This is a genomic window from Streptococcus oralis (genome assembly GCF_001075875.1).
Lineage (GTDB): Bacteria > Bacillota > Bacilli > Lactobacillales > Streptococcaceae > Streptococcus > Streptococcus oralis_I.
Genome location: NZ_JUOS01000038.1, coordinates 1 through 356, shown reverse-complemented (window position 1 = coordinate 356; position 356 = coordinate 1). Strand labels below are relative to the sequence as shown.

At 30.3% G+C, this 356-nt stretch carries 1 protein-coding gene; it reads left to right on the top strand.

All coding sequences use genetic code 11. The features are described 5' to 3' along the window. Positions 1-265, top strand: a 265-nt coding sequence (locus ADM33_RS10775) for a tyrosine-type recombinase/integrase (protein WP_152906792.1), incomplete at its 5' end; no start/stop codon positions are given. Positions 266-356: the final 91 nt, after the last annotated feature.

The following is a 356-nucleotide window of genomic DNA, read 5'->3' as shown; positions in this document are numbered from 1 at the left end:
TCCATATCGTAAACGTAGTATTAGAGACCAGATTTTAAAATACTCTAAGCGTGCTGGTGTTAAATACATTCAACCAAAAGGTTTGAGACATTCCCACGCATCATTGCTTATTAATGAATATAATGTAAATGCCCTATATATTCAAAGACGATTAGGTCATTCTGATGTCAAAACAACACTTAGCATTTATAGTCATTTATACCCAAACGCAGATACCGAATTAACTGATAAACTCAATCTCATATCAAATGATTTTATTGATTAAATCTACTTAGCTACCAAAAGAGCTACCAAAAAATAAATAAGTATCTAAAAAGCCTTATTTTAAAGGGCTTTTTTTAAGATTTTCCCACTAT